This is a genomic window from Bradyrhizobium sp. AZCC 1678, from assembly GCF_036924765.1.
Taxonomy (GTDB): domain Bacteria; phylum Pseudomonadota; class Alphaproteobacteria; order Rhizobiales; family Xanthobacteraceae; genus Bradyrhizobium; species Bradyrhizobium algeriense.
This window is the reverse complement of the sequence record NZ_JAZHSE010000001.1, coordinates 7448717-7465148: the sequence shown is the minus strand read 5'-3', so window position 1 is coordinate 7465148 and position 16432 is coordinate 7448717. Positions and strand designations below refer to the sequence as shown.

General features: G+C 63.1%; 14 protein-coding genes. 9 read left to right on the top strand and 5 right to left on the bottom strand.

The genetic code is table 11. The features are described 5' to 3' along the window. Positions 1–56 precede the first annotated feature (56 nt). From V1294_RS35585 to V1294_RS35565, 5 genes are all read left to right on the top strand, one after another. Positions 57–1295 (top strand): FAD-binding protein, encoded by a 1239-nt coding sequence (locus V1294_RS35585; RefSeq protein ID WP_334503854.1) that lies wholly within the window; start codon positions 57–59, stop codon positions 1293–1295. Further along, on the top strand, positions 1292–2620 hold the full coding sequence (gene glcF / locus V1294_RS35580) for a glycolate oxidase subunit GlcF (protein ID WP_334503852.1): 1329 nt from the start codon (positions 1292–1294) through the stop codon (positions 2618–2620). Before V1294_RS35585 ends, glcF begins: the two co-directional genes overlap by 4 nt. A gap of 220 nt (positions 2621–2840) precedes the next feature. Beyond that, positions 2841–3209 (top strand): hypothetical protein, encoded by a 369-nt coding sequence (locus V1294_RS35575; RefSeq protein ID WP_334485314.1) that lies wholly within the window; start codon positions 2841–2843, stop codon positions 3207–3209. Positions 3210–3623: 414 nt separating this feature from the next. Then, positions 3624–4655 carry a TorF family putative porin gene (locus tag V1294_RS35570; RefSeq protein WP_334503850.1) on the top strand — a complete coding sequence of 344 codons (1032 nt, stop codon included), beginning with the start codon at positions 3624–3626 and terminating at the stop codon, positions 4653–4655. Positions 4656–4722: 67 nt separating this feature from the next. Beyond that, positions 4723–5235, top strand: a complete 513-nt coding sequence (locus V1294_RS35565; protein ID WP_334503849.1) for an HPP family protein — start codon at positions 4723–4725, stop codon at positions 5233–5235. Positions 5236–5250: 15 nt separating this feature from the next. Here the strand turns inward: V1294_RS35565 and V1294_RS35560 are convergent, their stop codons facing one another. Continuing rightward, positions 5251–6996 (bottom strand): ABC transporter ATP-binding protein/permease, encoded by a 1746-nt coding sequence (locus V1294_RS35560; RefSeq protein ID WP_334503846.1) that lies wholly within the window; start codon positions 6994–6996, stop codon positions 5251–5253. A 293-nt stretch (positions 6997–7289) separates the two neighbouring features. On the opposite strand from V1294_RS35560, the gene V1294_RS35555 reads away from it, so the two are divergent. The 3 genes from V1294_RS35555 (at position 7290) to V1294_RS35545 (ending at position 11055) form a co-directional block, all read left to right on the top strand. Next, positions 7290–8954 carry an L-lactate permease gene (locus V1294_RS35555; protein ID WP_334503843.1) on the top strand — a complete coding sequence of 555 codons (1665 nt, stop codon included), beginning with the start codon at positions 7290–7292 and terminating at the stop codon, positions 8952–8954. 689 nt (positions 8955–9643) lie between these two features. Beyond that, entirely contained in the window at positions 9644–10060 is a 417-nt protein-coding gene (locus V1294_RS35550) for an META domain-containing protein (RefSeq protein WP_334503842.1), read from the top strand. An 11-nt stretch (positions 10061–10071) separates the two neighbouring features. Continuing rightward, entirely contained in the window at positions 10072–11055 is a 984-nt protein-coding gene (locus V1294_RS35545) for a hypothetical protein (protein ID WP_334503841.1), read from the top strand. Positions 11056–11087: 32 nt separating this feature from the next. Here V1294_RS35545 and V1294_RS35540 read toward each other — a convergent pair whose 3' ends face one another. The 4 genes from V1294_RS35540 to V1294_RS35525 all read right to left on the bottom strand — a co-directional run bounded on the left by V1294_RS35540 (position 11088) and on the right by V1294_RS35525 (position 15485). Continuing rightward, complete coding sequence (locus tag V1294_RS35540; protein WP_334503840.1) at positions 11088–11777, bottom strand: hypothetical protein; 690 nt, start codon at positions 11775–11777, stop codon at positions 11088–11090. Between the two features lie 157 nt (positions 11778–11934). Continuing rightward, complete coding sequence (locus V1294_RS35535; RefSeq protein ID WP_334503837.1) at positions 11935–13137, bottom strand: hypothetical protein; 1203 nt, start codon at positions 13135–13137, stop codon at positions 11935–11937. Between the two features lie 170 nt (positions 13138–13307). Then, positions 13308–14954, bottom strand: coding sequence for a chaperonin GroEL (gene groL / locus V1294_RS35530; protein WP_334503835.1), 1647 nt, complete (start codon positions 14952–14954; stop codon positions 13308–13310). A gap of 234 nt (positions 14955–15188) precedes the next feature. Beyond that, complete coding sequence (locus V1294_RS35525) at positions 15189–15485, bottom strand: co-chaperone GroES (protein ID WP_057853021.1); 297 nt, start codon at positions 15483–15485, stop codon at positions 15189–15191. Positions 15486–15821: 336 nt separating this feature from the next. Between V1294_RS35525 and V1294_RS35520 the strand changes: the two genes are divergently transcribed. Next, complete coding sequence (locus V1294_RS35520) at positions 15822–16337, top strand: hypothetical protein (RefSeq protein WP_334485297.1); 516 nt, start codon at positions 15822–15824, stop codon at positions 16335–16337. The last annotated feature ends 95 nt before the right edge of the window (positions 16338–16432 follow it).

Below are 16432 nucleotides of genomic sequence, written 5' to 3'. Positions count from 1 at the left end.
GAGTACTGGATCGTCCGTTTTCGCGGACGATGACGGCAACGGGCAGGCGTAACGCCGTGGATACCCTAAAAGTACGTGACGCCAGGGACGTCGAGCAGGTGGTGCGGGCGGCGATCGCCAGCGACCAGCCCCTGGAGATCATTGGCCATGGCACCAGGCGGCTGATCGGCCATCCTATGGCGACCAATGCCGTGCTCGACCTCTCAGGCCTGAACGCGGTCTCCGCCTACGAGCCGAACGAGTTGATCATCACGGTGCAGGCGGGTGCCCCGCTCGCCGACGTGCAGTCGCTGATCGATTCCAAGAACCAGCAATTCGCCTTCGAGCCGATCGACACTTCCGCGCTGCTGGGCGTGCCCGGCAACGGCACCATCGGCGGCATGATCGGGGCGGGGCTCGCCGGTCCCCGCCGTATTAAGGCCGGCGGCGCGCGGGATCATCTGCTCGGCGCGCATGCGGTGTCCGGCTTCGGCGACAGTTTTAAGACCGGGGGCAGGGTGGTGAAGAACGTCACCGGCTACGATCTCTGCAAGCTGCTGGCGGGGTCGTGGGGCACGCTGGCGGTCATGACGGAAGTGACGCTGAAGGTGATGCCCAAGCCCGAGAGCGAGCGCACGCTGGTGCTGGCCGGGCTGGACGACGTGACCGCGAACCGGGCGATGACCACGGCGCTGGGCTCGCCTTACGACGTCTCGGGCGCGGCGCACCTGCCGAACTCGGCATTCCGGCCCGCGACCGGCGCGCTCGCGGGTTTGGCGGCGCAGGGGCGGGCGGCGACGCTGCTGCGGCTCGAAGGCATCGCAGCCTCGGTCGCGGATCGCGCCGGTTCACTGGCCAAGACGCTGTCGCCGTTCGGGTCTGTGGAAACGCTGCAGGATGCGGCCTCGGCGGCGGCGTGGGGCGCCATCCGCGACGTCGAACCCTTTGCCGCCAGCGGCGCACTCGGCGCCTGGCCGGTGTGGCGGATCGTCTGTCCGCCGGCTTCCGGCGGCGCGCTCGGCCAGGCTCTGGCGCGCGATAGCGGGGGCGATGTGATCTACGACTGGGGCGGCGGCCTGATCTGGGCGGCATTGCCACCCAAGCCGGACGCACGGGCGGCTTTGGTGCGTCAGCGCGTCGAGGCGGCCGGCGGCCACGCCTCGCTGCTCCGGGCGCCCGAAGAGACCAGGCGAAATGTCGACGTCTTCCATCCGCAGGCCGGCGGCCTCGCCGCGCTAAGCCAGCGCGTGCGCAACAGTTTCGATCCCAAGATCATCCTCAACCGCGGCCGTATGCTGCTGATGACAGCGACATGAAAACCGAATTCTCGCTCGCCCAGCTCGCCAATCCTGATATCGCCGAAGCCGACAAGATCCTGCGCGCCTGCGTGCATTGCGGCTTCTGCACCGCGACCTGTCCGACCTATGTGCTGCTCGGCGACGAGCTCGATAGCCCGCGCGGGCGCATCTACCTGATCAAGGAGATGCTGGAAAAGGACAAGCCGCCGACAGCGGAGGTGGTCAAGCATATCGACCGCTGCCTGTCCTGCCTTGCCTGCATGACGACCTGTCCGTCGGGCGTGCACTACATGCACCTGGTCGATCAGGCGCGGGTCCGGATCGAGAGGGACTATTCGCGGCCGCTGGCCGAGCGGGCCTTGCGCGCGGTGCTGGCGCTGGTGCTGCCGCGGCCAAAGCTGTTTCGCGCCAGCATGATCATGGCGCGGCTCGCCCGGCCGTTTGCGGCCCTGCTGCCGGCGTCAAATGCGGCCGCGACACCCGGCCTGTTGCGGCGGATCAAGGCGATGCTGGCGCTCGCGCCGAACGGCCTCCCGGCGCCGGGACCCTCGGGCGGCAGCGTCTTTCCGGCCATCGGCGAGCGACGCGGACGGGTCGCGCTGCTGCAGGGCTGCGCCCAGCAGGTGCTGGCGCCACGCATCAACCAGGCCGCCATCAGTCTCCTGACGCGCCATGGCATCGAAGTCGTCCTGGTCAAGGACGAGCAATGCTGCGGCGCGCTCACCCATCACCTCGGGCAGGACGGCGACGCGCTGGCGCGGGCCCGCGCCAACATCAACGTGTGGAAAAAGGAGGCGGAACAAGGCGGCCTCGACGCCATCCTGATCACGGCATCGGGCTGCGGCACGGTCATCAAGGACTATGGTTTCATGCTGCGCGAGGACCGCGATTTCGCTAGCCCCGCAGCGCAAATCTCCGCGCTGGCAAAGGATATCACGGAGTTTCTCGGCGGCATTCAACTCGCGCCAACGACACAAAAAGGCGACGTCACAATCGCCTATCACTCCGCCTGTTCGCTGCAACATGGGCAGAAAATCACAGGCCTTCCGAAAGAATTGCTTTCCAAGAATGGATTCGTGGTGAAAGATGTGCCCGAGAGCCATTTGTGTTGCGGTTCGGCGGGGACCTACAACATTCTCCAGCCCGACATTGCGAGCAGATTGCGCGATCGGAAGATCGCCAATATTGCGACAGTCAAACCGGACATGATCGCTGCAGGCAATATTGGATGCATGGTTCAGATTGCCGGCGGTACATCAGTTCCTGTGGTGCACACGATTGAGCTTCTCGATTGGGCGACAGGAGGTCCAAAGCCTGGATCGATCGGCCAGGGATTGAATTGATCGATCGGCCTACGGGCAAGATCCGGAACGTCTGCCCCCCGCGTGTGGATGGCGGGATCGGCATCCGGTTTCCTCGGGACAGACGCGAAGCGTTTGCCCGGAGATCGCGCCCGGACAGGGGATAGAGTAGGAGGGCACTTCGAAGAAGTGTCGTCCCGGTCTGGCCCACGGACTATTCGAAGCGCTCGACAGACATGGACAGCGGCAACAGGAGGACCAGATGGCGAAGAAGAGTAAGAAGGGCAAGAAGGCTAAGAAGGCCAAGAAGGCCGTAGTGGCGAAAAAGAAGTCCGCCAAGAAGGCGTCAAGGAAGGCCGCGAAGAAATCGGCGAAGAAGGCTGCCAAGAAGGGCGCAAAGAAATCCGCCAAGAAGGCCGCCAAGAAGTCAAAGGCTGCCGCACCGAAGAAGGCTGCAAAGAAGAGCCCGGCGAAGAAAAAGAAGGCGGCTGCCAAGCCCGCCGCGCCCAAGGCGGAGCCCGCGATGGCCGCGCCAGAGCCGGAACCCGCGCCTGCACCGAGCTGGGCCACCCCGGAGCCGTCCGCACCCTCATGGGGGTCCGGCTCGTCCAACGGCGGCGACCACAACTAGACGGTCGCCTGCTGGAATAACGTTTCTAGAGGCCGCAGCGTCCAGCGCTGCGGCCTTTTTCGTGCGGGCTGTTTGGTGAGGTGTCCCGAGCGACCGGAGCCGTATTTTCATGGGAAGGTTGATTCGCAAAAAGGCGTCCTCCGATATTTCGCCGCTGCTGCTTTTTTTCAGTTCCGCATGTCGCCCTGACAGCACGAAACCCTAAAAATTGTTGTGAGAATGCAACACACGCGGAGAAGATTTATCGAAATGGTCAAAGCGCCTAAAAAGGCGGCACATGCTTGCCTTTTTTGCTTCACGATCATGATGCCGCAGACCACTGTGTGACCACGTTAAGACATTTGGCCGCAGTCGGTTGTCGTTTGCCCTGGGGGGCCGGAACGGGACTGTCAAGAAGGGTGGATGGGGATCGTCATGAAGAAACTGGTTTTGTTAGCAACGGCGCTGGCAATGGTATCGGGTTCGGCTCTCGCTGCGGATCTGCGGGTAAAGGCCGTCAAGGCGCCGCCGCCGCCGGCCTTCGATCCCTGGGATTTCGCCTTCGGCGGCGGCATCACCAACGATTACATCTTCCGCGGCATCACCCAGTCCAACCACAAGCCGTCGGTCAACGTCTATTTCGAGCCGCGCTACAACGTCACCAAGGACTTCCAGCTCTATGTCGGTCTGGGCGGAGCGAGCATCTCGTTCCCGAACCGCGCGGCGGCTGAAGTCGACGCCTACGGCGGCGCCCGCCTGACGGTCGGCCAGTTCGCCTTCGACGTCGGTGCCTGGGGCTATCTGTATCCGGGCGGCACCTGCCAATACGGCGCAGTCAACGCATTTAATGGTGGGACGACTGATGCCGCCGGCGTTCCGCTTAGCGCCGAATGTCTGCAGAACGCGCTAGTAAACAGCAACGTTCTGAAAAAGGACGTCAGCTTCTTCGAAGTCTACGGCAAGGTGAACTACACCTTCAACGACAACTTCTCGCTGGGCGGCAACGTCTACTATACGCCGAGCTTCCTTAACAGCGGCGCCGAGGGCACCTACGCCTCGATCGTCGGCAAGGCGATCGCGCCGAGCACCTGGTTTGGCGCCAGCGGCATCGGCATGTACGTGTCGGGTGAATTCGGCCGCCAGTGGCTGGGCACCTCGGACTCGTTCTACGGCACCGCGCTGTTCCCGAATGGCATCAACTACGCCGACTACAATACCTGGAACATCGGTGTCGGCTTCACCTACAAGGTGTTCACGCTGGACTTCCGCTATTCCGACACCAACCTGTCGAAGGGTGATTGCAACGCCTTCACCAGCGACTTCTCGGCCCGTGGCAATATCAACGGGACCAACCTCGGCACGTTCGTGACCCCGATCAATCCGTCGGGCGTCGGTTCGAACTGGTGCGGCGCGGCCGGTATCGTCAAGCTCTCGGCTGACCTGACCGCGATGACCAACCTGAAGTAAGATCTTCCTGTCGAAGACGAGGGGGCGGCAGAGCGATCTGCCGCCCCTTCTCTTTTGGGTGGCGCGGATGAAACGGGATTGGCGGCGCGTAGTGCGGCAAGCGATCTCCCGCAACGATCACCGCAGCGTCGTGGCGGGCGCGATCGCTGGCCTCGGCGGCGCGATCGCCATCGGCGTCATGGAATTGTTCTCGTTCGCCGCGCATTATCCGCTCGCGGTTATCCCGTTCGCCACCTCGATCGTGCTGGTGATCGGCTCGCCGGACGTCGAGCCGGCGCAACCGCGCGCCCTGATCGGCGGTCATCTGATATCGGCGCTGGTCGGGCTTGCCGTACTGAAGCTGACCGGGCCGCAGGCCTGGGCCGCGGCCGCCGCCGTCGGCCTTGCCATTCTGGCGATGTACGTGACCGGGACGTTTCACCCGCCGGCCGGCATCAACCCGCTGCTGGTGGTATCAGGCAATCTGCCCTCGACGTTCCTGCTGGCGCCGGTGCTTGCCGGCGCGCTGCTTTTGACCGCGTTCTGCTACGTCTGGCACCGCGGAGTGCGCCGGCAGCCCTGGCCGCGGCGCTGGTGGTAAATCCGGGCTACGGGTCTATGTCGTTCGTGCGGTCGGCTTTTCGTCCCGTAGCGCAAACCGTTCACCATCGCGCACCAGGCTGACATTGCGCTGATGGAAGGCATCCAGTGTCGAGCGATGGCCGATCGAGACGATGGTGGTCGCCGGCAATTTCTTCTCGAGCAGTTGATACAGTGCTGCTTCCGATGGTTCGTCGAGCGACGCCGTCGCTTCGTCCAGGAACAAATACTGCGGCGTGTGTAGCAGCGCGCGGGTCAGTCCAAGGCGCTGCTGTTCTCCGAGCGAGAGCGTCCGGTTCCAGTGCCCGTGTTCGTCGAGTTGCGACGCGAGCCTCGGCAGTCCTGCCTGCTCGAGCGCGCCGCCGATTTGCCCGTCGGTGAACGTCCCTTCCTTGGCGGGGTACTCGATCGCGCCTCGCAGCGATCCGGTCGGGAAATACGGTCGCTGCGGCAGCATCATCATTGTTGCCCCGGCTGGAATCGAAATCGAGCCGGTCCCGAACGGCCAGATGCCGGCAATGGCACGGAACAGCGTCGATTTGCCGGAGCCCGAGGGCCCGGTCACCAGCGTGCGCTCGCCCTTGCGCAAACTCAGTCCGCTCGCGTTCACCAGCGGCGTTCCGTTCGGCAGCCGCAGCGCCAGCTCCTTGAGGTCGATGGCGCCGTCGCCCGCCTTGACGACGTGAATTCGCTCGCTGCGACTTGCGAGTTCTCCCGCCGCCGCGATTCCCCTCTCGAACCCGTCGAGGCGGTTGACCACGGCCTGCCACTCCGCCAGTTGGCGATAGACGGTGATGAAGAACGACAGCGCGCCCTGGACGCTCCCAAATGCCGACGCGGTCTGCATCATGCCGCCGATCTGGATCTTTTTGGCGAAATAGGCCGGCGCCACCAGGATGAAGGGAAAGATCACCGCCGCCTGCGAGTAGCTTTGGGTGAACCACGTTATTTTCTTGGTCCGGCTCATGATGGCGAGCCAGTTCTGCACCACGCGTCCGAAGCGGATCAGCAGGCGTTCGCGCTCGGCCTGCTCGCCGTGCAATAGCGCGATCTGCTCGGAGTTTTCCCGCACGCGCACCAGGTTGAAGCGAAAATCCGCTTCATATTGCTGCTGCTTGAAATCGATGCCGACCAGCGGCCAACCGATCAGGTGGGTCAGCACCGTGCCGAGCACCGAGTAGATCAACGCGCCCCAGACGAGGTAGCCGGGAATCGCATATTCCTGGCCGAACAGATGCAGCGGCGCGGCGTTCGAAAGGCCCCAGAGGATGGTGACGAAGGACGCCAGTGTGACGATCGAGTTCAATAATCCGAGGCCGATGTTGAGCGTGCGATCGACGAACAGCTTGACGTCGTCGGTCATGCGCTGGTCGGGGTTGTCGGCCGCGTCGCCTTGAAGCTGCATCCGGTAGTGATTGGCGTGATGCAGCCACTCACCGAGATAGTGTTCGGTCATCCAGCGCCGCCAGCGGATCTGAAGCCATTGATTGAGATAGAGCTGGTAGACCACGCACACCGTCCAGACCGTGGCCAGGACGGTGAAGTAGATCGTCTCATAGACGAAGACGTCCCAATTGTAGTCCTGCAGCGCGTTGTAGAAGCGCAGATTCCATTGGTTCTGCAGCACCGTCAGGTAGACGATCGCAAGCTCAATGGCGATCACGGCGGCCAGCAGTCCGCGGCCGGCCCATTTGTCTTCGGAGCGGAAATAGGGGGCGGAGATGCGCCACACCGTGGCGAGCGTCGGGCGGAGGTTGTTCACAGATCACCGTCTCCGGAAATGGGGCTTAAAGCCCTGAAGGGATGCAGGAATTAGGGTCTACTACTAAGGTTATGGAATTGGCTGCCTGCGGCGACTTGTCGCGGCTTCCGGCCAGACCCTAGCATGGCTGTGACGGCGAGGGGCGGCGGCCATCGAACTTCGCGAGGTTGTGAGCGTTGGCGATGCCAAGGCGGCTCAACCCCGCTTTTCCACGGTTGTTCCCGCGAATCGCTCAACTCGTGTCTGGCCATCCACGCTGGCGGGCGCGCCAATAACAATGTGGGAGAACCGCAATGTGGTACCAACACTATAATCCGCTTGGCAACGCTGGGCTGTCGACGATCGCTGCCGCCGTGCCTGTGGTCACGCTGCTGGTGCTGATCGCCAGCGGCAAGGTCAAGGCGCATCTCGCGGCCATCATCGCGCTGGTCGTCGCCAATATCATCACCATCGGCATTTTCACCATGCCCGCCAACATGTCGATCCGTGCCTCGTTGCTCGGCGTCGTGATCGGCTTCTTTCCGATCGGCTGGATCGTGCTCAACGTCATCTTCCTTTACCGCATCACGGTCGAGACCGGCCGGTTTGAGCTGCTGCAGCGGGCGATCGGCGGCGTCACCACCGATCGCCGGCTGCAACTGCTTTTGATCGCATTCGCGTTCGGCGCGTTCTTCGAAGGCGCGTCCGGCTTCGGCACGCCGGTCGCGATCACGGGCGCCGTCCTGATCGGCCTCGGCTTCTCGCCGCTGGCAGCCTCCGGCCTTTCGCTGATCGCCAACACCGCACCGGTCGCCTATGGCGCGCTCGGCACGCCGATCCAGGGTCTGGCGTCCGTGACCGGCCTCGATCCCTATATCCTCGGCGCGATGGTCGGACGGCAATTGCCGTTCTTCTCCCTGATCGTGCCGTTCTGGCTGATCTGGGCGTTCGCCGGCTGGCGCGGCATGATGGCGATCTGGCCGGCGGTTCTCGTCACCGGCGTCTCGTTCGCGGTCCCGCAATTCGTGATCTCGAATTACATCAACCCGTGGATCGTCGACATCGGCGCGTCGCTGATCTCGATGGGTTGCCTGATCCTGTTCCTTCAGGTGTGGCAACCCCGGGAGCTCTGGCTGTCGCCGGCGCTGCGCGGAAAAGATGAATCGGCTGCGACCATGGCGCCGGCCAAGCCGCTGGATACGGCGAAGCTCAGCCAGGCACAGCTCTGGAGCGCGCTGCTGCCGTGGATCATCGTCTGCGCGGTGATGCTGATCTGGGGCAGCGGCGCGTTCAAGACCTGGGCGAATTCGATCTTCGTCTGGAAGTATCAGGTGCCTGAGCTGCACAACATGATCAACAAGATGCCGCCGGTGGCCGCCAAGCCGACGCCCGAAGCTGCGCTGTTCGACTTCACCTATCTGTCCTTCACCGGGACCGGCATGCTGATCGCCGCGATCATTTCCGGTTTCCTGATGGGCTTTTCGCCGGCGAAGATGATCGGCGAATACGGCCGCACCATCAAGCTGTGCGCGATCTCGCTGATCACGATCTCGGCGATGCTCGCGATCGGCACCCTGACGCGGCTCTCCGGCGTCGACGCCACGCTCGGCCTCGCCTTTGCCGCTACCGGCGTGCTGTATCCCTTCTTCGGCACGCTGCTCGGCTGGCTCGGCGTGGCGCTGACGGGATCGGACACCGCTTCCAACGTGCTGTTCGGCAATCTGCAAAGGATCACCGCCGAACAGCTCGGCCTGTCTCCGGTGCTGATGGCCGCCGCCAACTCCTCCGGCGGCGTCATGGGCAAGATGATCGACGCGCAATCCATCGTCGTCGCCTCGACCGCAACCAACTGGTACGGCCACGAGGGCTCGATCCTGCGTTATGTGTTTCTGCATTCGATCGTGCTGGCCTGCCTCGTCGGCGTGCTGGTGACGCTGCAGGCCTACGTCCATCCGTTCACGATGATGGTTTTGAAATAGCGACGCCATCAAGAGCAACCGACATGACCCCCGCGCGGCCGACATCCCCGGGTCTTCAACGTGTGTCCGCACTTTCGGGGTTGACCCATTGCCGAGGTTGCTGCGTGTCGCGGCAGTATTAGTCCAAATCGCGAATATAAAATGTTGGTTACGGCTCTTTGCAGCCACAACTTGCCTGATATTGCTTTTTCAACCCGCGAGGACACGCTATAGGTGGCGCATAAGCACAATCAAAGGTGGTTCAGTGCCCCCTATGCCAACTCAACTCCGCTCTATCGCGCCGGCTGTCGGCGCAATGTGGTTTATGTGCTTCCTGATAGCTTATACGCTCACCGGCAGACAGGCCTCGCTCTGGCTTGTAATCGGCACCGGCATAGTGGCTATTGCCCTGGTATGGCTTGTGAAATCACGCGGTTCTAGCGCCTGAAGTGCCACCGCACGCGGACGGTCCGGCTTTGAAACAACGCGGATATGCCGGGCGGGCCGTCAAGTCGATCCCACGCTGCAACTGCTGCAGCTAGAGACCAGACTATCAATTCGGAGGGATCATCCCGCTATCGACGTTGGCTGCCGAAGAGTCGCGCCTCGCCTTGCATCGCCGACATGCGGCATATTCGAAAGCTTCTAGCCAATCGCGTCGTTGTTCACTAGAACGGCGTGCGGTGTTGGGTTTGAGTTCGAGAGGTCGCATGATTTCGTTCGCACGTATGTTTCAGGCGGGCGCCGCTTCGCTCTTGCTGATCGCAACCGCCCTGCATTTCAGCCCGGCGCTGGCCGATGACGGCTTTCCGTTCGGAACGGAAATGCAACTCGACGTGAACCGCCAGCCCGGCTCCAAGCGGATACCCAATCTGGAGATCGGCGATGCCGGCGAGGTGGTGCTCGAACTTTGGTGCAAGGGCGGCAAGGGCCAGTTTTCGGTGGCCGGCAACACCGTGATCTTCGTCGCCGGCGCGATGCAAAACCGGCCCTGTCCGCCGGACCGGGCGCAAGCCGATGACGAGTTGATCGCGGCGCTGACGGAAGCGGGCACCTGGAAGCGGCAGGGCGATTTCGTGTCGTTCGTCGGCGCGAAGACGCTGCGGTTTCGCATCAACACGAACTAGGGTGCGCATGCATGGCTTCAGCCATGATTTCATTTCAGGAGGCACTGAGGATCGGCAGTCTGCAAGCGCTCCGGACGGTTCCAAAGAGCGATCTGCATAATCATGCGTTCGGTGGCGGCAACCGCGGCTGGATTTCTCGCGTGACCGGGCGCGATATCGCGCCGCTCGACACGCCGCTTCAGTCAATGGCAGAGATGCACGAATGGGTTGGTCGCCATATCGGCTCGGTGTTCGACGGGCCAATCGGCCGTCTCACTGCTTTCGGGGCGACGCTGGTCCAGGCGCGACATGACGGCATCACGCGACTAGAGGTTGGTGAGGACGTATGGGCCATCACCCTGTTCGATCGGGATGCCGCCAGATTAACGGCCAGGTTGCGGGAGATTCACGAGCGCGTGGCACCTGATCTTGAATGGATACCGCAACTCGGAATGTCGCGACACTGTTCAGTTTCGAGTTTGACCAACTGGCTGCAGCCGTTTCTGGAACTCGGCTTCTACCGGACGCTGGATCTTTCCGGAGACGAGCTTGCTCAACCAATCGAGGTGTTCAAGCCGGTGTACCGGATGGCCAAGGCGGCAGGTCTGAGACTGAAGGCGCATGTCGGCGAATGGGGCGACGGGGACTCGGTCTGGCGCGCCGCCGAGGAACTCGAACTCGACGAGGTCCAGCATGGCATCGCGGCGGTTGATTCCGCGCCGGTCATGCGTTTCCTTGCGGACAATCGTATTCGCCTGAACATCTGTCCGACATCGAACGTCATGCTTGGGAGGGTCGAGACACTGGCTGTCCATCCGATGCGAAGGCTGTTCGATGCTGGCGTCATCGTCACCGTCAACACGGATGACGTCTTGGTTTTCGGCCAAGGTGTTTCGGAGGAGTTTCTCAGCCTGTTTCAGGCAAAGCTCTTCGACGCGGATGAGCTGGAATTGATTCGTCTCGCGGGCCTCACTGATCCCGTGCGGCAGCCGGCACCCCGCGGCCATCCGGCTTAAGCCTTGTGAGATGACGCTCCCGTTCGCGGGAATTACTGCGTCGCGATCAATCCGCTGGCGGTGGCAATGACCCAGCGGTTGCCCCAGCGCACGATGGACTCCACGCGTCCTAGACCGGGAATGGTATCGCCGCGTGCGGCCATCCGGATTCCGTCAGGACCTTCGAGAACGGCGGTGCCGTCCCGAACGTCGACAACCGTCCAGCCTGGAATCGTCGCCGGCCTGGTTTCCGGCGGCGCCACCACCGGCTGCCGCATCGCGAGCGCAGCGGCCGAAGGGCCCGCATTGGCCTGGGAGGCCGGGCTCGCAGAAGGGCGTGCACCGGCGGGCAGCAGGGTGGATGGCTTGGGAATGCTTCCAACAATGGCGGGCGAATCCGACGCGGATGCCGTCTTTCGCGTGCCTTCGCTCTTGCCGCTTGATCGTGCTTCGGAAATTCGCGGCGAGGGCGTCTCTTTCTGTGCGACTTCCACAAGACCGAGCTCGCTTGCGAACTGCGGCCAGTTCAGGCCGCCGGCCCATCCCAGTCCAAAGCTTGCCAGCAGTGCGACAGTGACCAGCACGGTGGCGCGTGCCCGATCGCCAAATGGCTCCCGCACCACCAATACTTCGTCGCGATCGGATTTGAGGAAATTCCACAGGCCCGCGGGTGGCTGCGGCCGCCGGTCGCGAACCACATTCCCCGACCAAATTTCAAAGGTACTCGGCTCGCGGTCTTGCATGGCGTGACCCAATTTTCGGTGAACCGATGATGTTCCCGGAAGCTGAATCGAATCTTAACAATCAAAGCCCGGGACCAGATCATTTGCGCACTGGTCCGCTATGGGGGCATTGATGCGTGCGCAGCCTGCCGGTCACCCTATCGTGCCGGCATGCGGATCACTTCCACACCGACTTGTCCGCGTCCCAGCGCTGGCCCTTGAACTCCTTGGCCAGGGCCTCGACCGAACCATTGTCATCCTTCGGTTCGCCACCTTCCTCGTCGCCGGTGGACTCTTCCGACAGGTTCAGCTTGGGGCCTGTGCCTTCATCTGCGGTCGTGATCACCGGGCTCGAGATCCACAGCATCAGCCTGTCGGACGCGCCCGGTTTGTCCGGCGAGACCAGCGCGGTGACTTCAATACTTTCGGTCAGCGCGAGCGGCGGATAGACCGGGCTCGGCCGCTTCAAGGTCAATGTCAGTTTTCCGGTATTGGCGTCCCAGTCGGCGCCCGCCGCCTTGGCTGCGAGCGTCCTGGAGAGAACGGCCGACAGCGCCGATGCGATCTTGTCCTTGTTGATCTTGTCGCCGTCGCGCCATTCGGCGGCCGCAAAGCGGATGGTGCGGTCCATCTCGACGGAGCCGCTGGTCCATCCCGCCGCAACCACGCCCGGCATCGATTTGGCCTTCGCAATCAGCGCGGCCGTGCGCTCCGGATCGGCCGTGAGGTTGATGGTCTGCTCGCCGGCGCGCAGCGCATCGCAGGAGATCGAAAGGCTCGATAGTCCGACCTCGACAGCCTCGCCCTTCAGGCTTTTGAGGAAATCGAGCGCGGCGTCGAGCTTGACCCGCACGCCGAACGCCTCCGGCGAAACGTCGGTAAAATCCTTTGGCGCAGGGGTGATGCCGTCGTCGCTGGTCTGGTTGTCGAGGAATTCCTTCTCGCTGAGATCGGAATTATCAGTCGAGGTCACTTCGGTCACGGTCTGGCCAATCGTGATCTGGCCGCGGAATTCGAAGGTGTCGCCGACAGGCTTACGCGACAGCTTGACGATGACCGGCTGCTTGTCACCGAGGCTCTGCGTGGTGCCCGTCAGGTTCTGCCCGTTGAGGACGGCGAGATTGGCGACGAAGCGGTCCTTGCGGTCGGAGCCCTTCGCGACGGGGTAGCAGACGTCGAGGGTAGCTGCGATGACGTTCTTGCCCTGCCGGGTTTCCTTCAGGATGACGTCGGCATTGCCGTCCATCAGGCCGTCGATCGCGGTGAAATAGCGCGTCTCGATGGCGCCCGGGGCCGTCTTGGAGGGAAGTTTCATCTGGGCGAAAGCGAGGCCCGGGGAGACCGTGACCAGACCGAGCAGGAGAAGGAACCGCGCGCGCATATGAAATTCCCTGAAACGATGGAATAGGCAGGGGTCGTAAGTAGCAAACCCCGGCAGCGTTTTCGAGCCAAGCACGTCCTGGACCGATCGGCCCGCGCTATCGCCAAAAAGCCAAAAAAGAAGGCCGCCTGGAGGCGGCCTTCGATGGATCGATCGGAAAAAGCCGGACTTTAGAAGCCCATGCCGCCCATTCCACCCATGCCGCCGCCACCGCCGGGCATCGGGGCTGCCGGTTCCTTCGGCAGTTCGGCGACCATGGCTTCGGTGGTCACCAGCAGGCCCGCGACCGACGAAGCGTCCTGCAGCGCCGTCCGCACCACCTTGGCCGGGTCGATGATGCCCTTGTCGACCATGTCGACATATTCCTCGGTCTGGGCGTCGAAGCCGAAGGTCTCGGACTTGTTCTCGAGGATCTTGCCGACCACGATCGAGCCTTCGACACCGGCGTTTTCCGAGATCTGGCGAACCGGAGCTTCCAGCGCCTTCAGCACGATATTGATGCCGGCCTGGACGTCGGAATTGTCGTTGTTGATGCGGCCGACGGCCTTCTTGGCGCGCAGCAGCGCCACGCCGCCGCCCGGCACGATGCCTTCCTGCACGGCCGCGCGGGTCGCGTTGAGGGCGTCCTCGACGCGGTCCTTCTTTTCCTTGACCTCGACTTCGGTCGCGCCGCCGACGCGAATCACGGCGACGCCGCCCGCCAGTTTCGCAAGGCGCTCCTGCAGCTTCTCGCGGTCGTAGTCCGAGGTGGTTTCCTCGATCTGCGCCTTGATCTGCGTGACGCGGGCTTCGATGTCCTTCTTCTTGCCGGCGCCCTTGACGATCGTGGTGTTCTCCTTGTCGATCACCACCTTGCCGGCGCGGCCGAGCATGTTGATGGTGACGCTTTCGAGCTTCATGCCGAGTTCATCCGAGATCAGCTGACCGCCGGTCAGGATCGCGATGTCTTCCAGCATTGCCTTGCGACGATCGCCGAAGCCCGGCGCCTTGACGGCGGCGACCTTCAGGCCGCCGCGCAGGCGGTTGACCACCAGTGTCGCCAGCGCTTCGCCCTCGACGTCCTCGGCGATGATCAAAAGCGGACGGCCGGACTGCACCACGGCTTCCAGCACCGGCAGCATCGACTGCAGGCCCGACAGCTTCTTCTCGTGCAGCAGCACGTAGACGTCTTCGAGTTCGGCCGTCATCTTTTCGGCGTTGGTGATGAAGTAGGGCGACAGGTAGCCGCGGTCGAACTTCATGCCCTCGACGATGTCGACTTCGGTCTCGAGCGACTTGTTCTCCTCGACCGTGATGACGCCTTCATTGCCGACCTTCTGCATTGCCTGGGCGATCATCTTGCCGATGGCGGTGTCGCCGTTGGCCGAGATGGTGCCGATCTGGGCGACCTCGGACGAAGAGGCAACCGGCTTGGCGCGCTTTTCGAGATCCTTGACGACGGCGTGGACCGCGATGTCGATGCCGCGCTTCAGATCCATCGGATTCATGCCGGCGGCGACCGACTTGGCGCCTTCGCGCACGATCGCCTGCGCCAGCACGGTGGCGGTGGTGGTGCCGTCGCCGGCGGTGTCGTTGGTCTTGGAGGCGACTTCGCGCAGCATCTGCGCGCCCATGTTCTCGAACTTGTCCTCGAGTTCGATTTCCTTGGCGACGGTGACGCCGTCCTTGGTGATGCGGGGTGCGCCAAAACTCTTCTCGATCACGACGTTGCGGCCCTTCGGACCGAGCGTCACCTTCACCGCGTTGGCGAGAACGTCGACGCCGCGCAGCATGCGGTCGCGGGCGTCGCCGGAAAATTTAACGTCTTTGGCAGCCATGATTTGGACTCCTGAATGATTGGGTACGATTGGTTGCCGTCACCGCCGGGTTTCTTCCCCTCTCCCCTTGTGGGAGAGGGTGGACGCGATGTGAAGCATCGCGGACGGGTGAGGGGTCTGTCTCCGCGGATAGAGACCCCTCATCCGGCGCGCTTTTGCGCGCCACCTTCTCCCACAAGGGGAGAAGGGAAGAAGTCAGCGCCGACGACTGACGTGCGACGGCCGGAGCGTGCGTCAGCTCAGCACGCCCATGATGTCGCTCTCCTTCATGATCAGGAGTTCCTCGCCGTCGAGCTTGACCTCGGTGCCCGACCATTTGCCGAACAGCACGCGGTCGCCGACCTTGAGGTCGATCGGAATCAGCTTGCCGGCCTCGTCGCGGCCGCCCGGGCCCACGGCGGTGACTTCGCCCTGCGACGGCTTTTCCTTGGCGCTATCGGGAATGATGATGCCGCCCTTGGTCTTCTCTTCGGCATCGATGCGCTTGACCACGACGCGGTCGTGCAGCGGACGGAATTTGGATTTGGCCATGACGTCTCCTCTTGAAGTTCCATGGAAGGCGTGGTTTCAGGTCTGTGCCACGAAAATGGCTGATAATGCCGCGTATTCGACGCCGCCCCGGGCGGGACAGCATGACCCTTAGCAATCGTCGGATTTGAGTGCTAAACGTGGGGCCGGGGAATATGGCTTGGCGCTGATCCTGTCAAGCAAACAAGGGGGTTAAGGCCTTCTTGAGGCCAATATAGGATGGTCCCACAGAAACCAAATCGGCGCAGCGGCGTAATTTAACGGACGTCATTGCTCCGGCAGGCTTTTTACGATTGGCTGCTTGACGGGAGCGGCCAAGGAATTGCTCGGGGGAATACGATGATCAGCTCACGTAATGCGCGTACGGTTGCCAATCTGGCGATCGCATCGGCGCTGACGATCTTGCTGGCAGCGTGCAGCAGCATGAGCCTGCCGTCGCTGTCGTCCAGTTCGGCGCCCGAGGCCGAGCCCGGCGTCGCGCCCGATATGCCGGCCACCATCCGCTCCGACGAGATCGTCGGCCGCTGGGGCCTCGCCTCGTTCCAGAATCCCAACGACCGCGCCCGCACCGAAGCCGCGGCGCGCGGGCAGTGCAAGCAGCCCTATGTGATCGGCGCCGGCACCTCCGGCGGTGTTGTCATGCATCTGGCCGACCAGGCCACCCCGCAGGAACTGCGCCTCAAGGGCAGCCCGAGCGGCAAGAATTATATCGGTCCGCCCGGCCCGACGCCCGGCGAGCAGGACCGCGAGATCGTCTCGTTCGACGGCCGCGTGCTCGTGACCCGCTTCATCGAAAAGGATGCCGCGGTCCGTTACGGCAACATGGTCTATGTCCGCTGCGCGCCGCGGGCGTGATTAGACGCCGTCATTCCGGGGCGATGCGAAGCATCGAACCATGGTGCGCAATTGCGCACCTGAGAATCTCGAGATTCCCCGATGCGCAATTGCGC

Bases quoted from the DNA above. Each gene is read 5' to 3' on its own strand.
- glcF (WP_334503852.1), top strand. From the start codon at position 1,292: ATGAAAACCGAATTCTCGCTCGCCCAGCTCGCCAATCCTGATATCGCC.
- V1294_RS35575 (WP_334485314.1), top strand. From the start codon at position 2,841: ATGGCGAAGAAGAGTAAGAAGGGCAAGAAGGCTAAGAAGGCCAAGAAG.
- V1294_RS35570 (WP_334503850.1), top strand. From the start codon at position 3,624: ATGAAGAAACTGGTTTTGTTAGCAACGGCGCTGGCAATGGTATCGGGT.
- V1294_RS35565 (WP_334503849.1), top strand. From the start codon at position 4,723: ATGAAACGGGATTGGCGGCGCGTAGTGCGGCAAGCGATCTCCCGCAAC.
- V1294_RS35555 (WP_334503843.1), top strand. From the start codon at position 7,290: ATGTGGTACCAACACTATAATCCGCTTGGCAACGCTGGGCTGTCGACG.
- V1294_RS35550 (WP_334503842.1), top strand. From the start codon at position 9,644: ATGATTTCGTTCGCACGTATGTTTCAGGCGGGCGCCGCTTCGCTCTTG.
- V1294_RS35545 (WP_334503841.1), top strand. From the start codon at position 10,072: ATGGCTTCAGCCATGATTTCATTTCAGGAGGCACTGAGGATCGGCAGT.
- V1294_RS35540 (WP_334503840.1), bottom strand. From the start codon at position 11,777: ATGCAAGACCGCGAGCCGAGTACCTTTGAAATTTGGTCGGGGAATGTG.
- V1294_RS35535 (WP_334503837.1), bottom strand. From the start codon at position 13,137: ATGCGCGCGCGGTTCCTTCTCCTGCTCGGTCTGGTCACGGTCTCCCCG.
- groL (WP_334503835.1), bottom strand. From the start codon at position 14,954: ATGGCTGCCAAAGACGTTAAATTTTCCGGCGACGCCCGCGACCGCATG.
- V1294_RS35525 (WP_057853021.1), bottom strand. From the start codon at position 15,485: ATGGCCAAATCCAAATTCCGTCCGCTGCACGACCGCGTCGTGGTCAAG.
- V1294_RS35520 (WP_334485297.1), top strand. From the start codon at position 15,822: ATGATCAGCTCACGTAATGCGCGTACGGTTGCCAATCTGGCGATCGCA.